6 protein-coding genes are annotated in these 3415 nt (G+C 65.9%); 5 read left to right on the top strand and 1 reads right to left on the bottom strand.

Features of this window, described 5'->3' with window-relative positions:
* From WEB06_16240 to WEB06_16220, 5 genes are all read left to right on the top strand, one after another.
* A partial coding sequence (locus WEB06_16240; GenBank protein MEX2557165.1) for an acyl-CoA dehydrogenase family protein occupies positions 1-327 on the top strand: 327 nt, incomplete at its 5' end.
* A 5-nt stretch (positions 328-332) separates the two neighbouring features.
* Complete coding sequence (locus WEB06_16235) at positions 333-1373, top strand: alpha/beta hydrolase (protein MEX2557164.1); 1041 nt, start codon at positions 333-335, stop codon at positions 1371-1373.
* A 46-nt stretch (positions 1374-1419) separates the two neighbouring features.
* Entirely contained in the window at positions 1420-2352 is a 933-nt protein-coding gene (locus WEB06_16230) for a 4-hydroxy-3-methylbut-2-enyl diphosphate reductase (GenBank protein MEX2557163.1), read from the top strand.
* A gap of 115 nt (positions 2353-2467) precedes the next feature.
* Entirely contained in the window at positions 2468-2734 is a 267-nt protein-coding gene (locus tag WEB06_16225; GenBank protein ID MEX2557162.1) for a hypothetical protein, read from the top strand.
* Positions 2735-2744: 10 nt separating this feature from the next.
* Positions 2745-2894, top strand: coding sequence for a hydrophobic protein (locus tag WEB06_16220; GenBank protein MEX2557161.1), 150 nt, complete (start codon positions 2745-2747; stop codon positions 2892-2894).
* A gap of 49 nt (positions 2895-2943) precedes the next feature.
* Here WEB06_16220 and WEB06_16215 read toward each other — a convergent pair whose 3' ends face one another.
* A complete protein-coding gene (locus tag WEB06_16215; protein MEX2557160.1) occupies positions 2944-3354 on the bottom strand; it encodes a hypothetical protein in 411 nt (136 codons plus the stop codon).
* Positions 3355-3415 lie beyond the last annotated feature (61 nt).

Genomic DNA, 3415 nt, shown 5'->3' with positions numbered 1-3415 from the left:
CCGATCATCGAGCACCAGGGCGTCGCGTTCCAGCTCGCCGACATGGCGATGGAGACCGAGGCCGCACGGCTTCTGGTCTGGCGCGCAGCATGGATGGGTCGCACCGGGCAGCCCTTCAACCACGCCGAAGGTTCGATGTCGAAGCTGAAGGCCGGCGAGGTAGCCGTGCGCGTCACCGAGCAAGCGATCCAGGTGCTCGGCGGATACGGCTACATCAAGGATTTCCCGGTGGAAAAGTGGTACCGCGACGCCAAGATCTACACGCTGTTCGAGGGCACGAGCGAGATCCAGCGGTTGGTCATCTCCCGCGCTTTGGCGGCAGAATAGGCCGTATGGCGTATCTCAACGTCGTCGAGGGCGGGACGCTGTTCCCGAAGGATCGCTGCGTCGTGTCCTTCGACGGGACGCACATCGCGTACACGTTCCTCGGCACCGCGCGGAAGAACCAGCCGACGATCGTGCTGTGCGCCGGGTACGTGTGTCCGGACAACTTCTGGAAGTACCTCGCGCCGGCGCTCGCGCGGCGCTACCGGGTGCTGGTGTGGAACTACCGCGGCTCCGGGGCATCGGGGGCGCCCCGTGAGCCCGGCTACCGGGCCCGCAACTATACGGCCGACGACTTCACCATGGATCGCTACGCGAGGGACCTGAAGGAGATCCTCGACCACGAGGGCATCCACGACATCGTCGTCATCGGTCACTCGATGGGCGTCCAGGTCTGTTTGGAGGCGTACCGGCTCATGCCGGAGCGGGTGCGCACGATCGTGTCGGTGACGGGCCCCTACGCGAGCCCGTTGCGTACGTTCTACAACTCGACGCTGATGCCGCGGATCTTCCCGATCGCGAGCATGGCCATCAACCTGTTCCCACGGCCCCTGCTCGTGTTGTGGAAGGCCCTGATGCGCTCGGGGCTTCCGCACCCCGGCGCTCAGAAGCTCGGCGCGCTCGGGCCCAAGGCGAAGGCCGAGGACATGCGACCGTACTACGACCACATGGCCGAGCTGGACCCGCTGATCATGATGAAGATGGCGGAGGCGCTGCATCGGCACTCGGCCGAGGACATCCTGCGGCAGATAAAGGCGCCGACGCTCGTGATCGTGGGCGACAAGGACAACTTCACGCCGCCCTGGCTGGGCCGGGTGATGGCCTCGCGCATCCCCGTGGCGGAGCTGGTCGTGGTGCCGGGCGGCACGCACGGCACGATCATCGAGGAGCCGCGCTTGGTCAACAAGGCGATCCTCGACTTCCTGCAGCGCCATCTGGCGGCCGACGCGAAGGCTCCGCTGACGCTCGTCGGGAAGCCGCCGCGACGGCCCCGTCCGCGACGCCCGGCGACCGAAGGGGATCAAACCCTGGGCTTCACCCCCAGCTGAGACTGCCGGTCAGCCCGCCCTGCTCGCGTCTGCCATGATGGACGAGATGGCCGTCTCCAAAGTTCTGCTCGCCGCGCCCCGCGGCTATTGCGCCGGCGTCGACCGAGCCGTGGAAACGGTCGAACGGTCGATCAAGCAGTTCGGCGCGCCGATCTACGTCCGCAAGCAGATCGTGCACAACCTCCCGGTTGTTCGCGACCTCGAGAGCAAGGGCGCGATCTTCGTCGACGAGCTGAGCGAGGTTCCCGAGGGCGCGACCGTGGTGCTCTCCGCGCACGGCGTGGCGCCTGACGTGTACCGGGAAGTGGAGGCGCGCGACCTGCAGGCGATCGACGCCACCTGCCCGCTCGTCACCAAGGTTCACAACGAGGCCAAGAAGTTCGCCGGCGACGGCTACGACATCGTGCTGATCGGTCACGAGGGCCACGAGGAGGTCATCGGGACGATGGGGGAGGCGCCCAATTCGATCACCCTCATCGGCACCCCCGAAGAAGCCGAGGCGCTTACGCTCACGCGGCCCGACCACGTCGCGTACGTCTCGCAGACGACCCTCTCCGTCGACGAGACCAACGAAGTCATCGACGTGCTTCGGCGCCGCTTCCCGTCGATCCAGGGGCCGCCGCGGGAGGACATCTGTTACGCGACCCAGAACCGGCAGCAAGCGGTGAAGGCGATCGCGTCGCGGTCGGATGTCGTGCTCGTGATCGGCTCGGACAATTCTTCGAACTCGAACCGCCTCGCTGAGGTCGCCGCGTCGCTCGGCGCGCGCGCACACCTGATCGACGACGAGACGGAGATCCAACCGGAGTGGTTCGACGACGCGATGACGGTCGGCGTCACATCGGGCGCGTCTGCGCCGGAATGGCTCGTCGACCGCGTGCTCGGATACTTCCATGATCGTGGTGTGACCGATGTCGAAGAGGTCACGGTGATCGAAGAGGATGTGCACTTCGCGCTTCCGAAAGAGCTCGGGCGCTGAGCAAGCTCGAATCGTTCCGTTCCACTTCCGCAGATTTCTAAACCTCCCCGACCGTGTTTAGGCCCCACTTTTCGCGGGCAAGAAAGCGCCCACGAACGACGAGGAGGTGGCACACATGGCACATGCTCATGAGAGTCACGGGCACGGCTCGACGACGGTTGTCGAGCGGGACGGCGAAGGTCCGGCGACCGCGCTCATCGTTCTTATCGTGGTTGCTGCCTTGGCGCTTCTGATCTGGTTCTTCGCTTTCAGCGGGATCGTGATCGATCGCGATTCCGGTGGTACGACGAACAACTTCAACCAGGAACAGGTTGACCAGCCGCAGGACAACACGGGCCCGGGCGGCAACATCGCTCCGACGTCCGGCGGCACCGGCGGATAAGGAGGCGATCATGGGCGCAACGCTTTTGCTCTTGCTCCTCGCGCTGGTCTTGTTCGGAGCCGGCTTTGCGGTGAAGGTACTTTGGTACGTCGCCGTGGCGGTGTTCGTTCTCTGGCTGATCTCGATGTTCTCCAGCAGGACGCGAACGGGCGTGAGGTAACGCGCATACGCATCGAGGAGGGCCGGCGAGAGCCGGCCCTCCGGCCATCTCACGGGCCGGAAACCTGGCTGACGCGCAAGCCGATCGTTCTCTGGAACTCGCCGTTCATGATGATGTCGATCGAGTACTCCCCCGGCGTCTCGAAGCGAGTGTTCGCCATGTTGATGACCATGTTCACGGGAACCGCTAGGCCGGCGATCTCTCCCGAGCTGGTTTCGATCTTCCCGTCGATCCTCGCCAGCTCGTTCCGCTCGGAGTCGACCAGTCGCACGGTGAGCATGTGGCCGCGCCCGAGTTCATCGTTGGGTACGAGGAAGCGCATCAGCAGGGCCATATGCGGGTGCACCAGTGGGAACACCGGCCCGGCGATTTGGTCGATGCCGCCGCCGAGGACGTAGAACTTGCGACCGGGCTCGGCTTCGGCTGCATCCGCCAGGAACGCGAAGTCCAGGGTGGGCACGTGGTCACCGGCGCGGGGGGGGGGGGGGGGGGGGGGGGGGGGGGGGGGGGGGGGGGGGGGG

The organism is Actinomycetota bacterium, from assembly GCA_040905475.1.
Classification (GTDB): Bacteria; Actinomycetota; AC-67; order AC-67; family AC-67; genus DATFGK01.
The sequence above is the reverse complement of the archived record's forward strand: the minus strand, read 5'-3'. Positions and strand labels throughout refer to the sequence as shown.

Coding starts and splice junctions, on each gene's coding strand:
- WEB06_16230 (MEX2557163.1), top strand. CDS start 1,420: ATGGCCGTCTCCAAAGTTCTGCTCGCCGCGCCCCGCGGCTATTGCGCC.
- WEB06_16220 (MEX2557161.1), top strand. CDS start 2,745: ATGGGCGCAACGCTTTTGCTCTTGCTCCTCGCGCTGGTCTTGTTCGGA.
- WEB06_16225 (MEX2557162.1), top strand. CDS start 2,468: ATGGCACATGCTCATGAGAGTCACGGGCACGGCTCGACGACGGTTGTC.
- WEB06_16235 (MEX2557164.1), top strand. CDS start 333: ATGGCGTATCTCAACGTCGTCGAGGGCGGGACGCTGTTCCCGAAGGAT.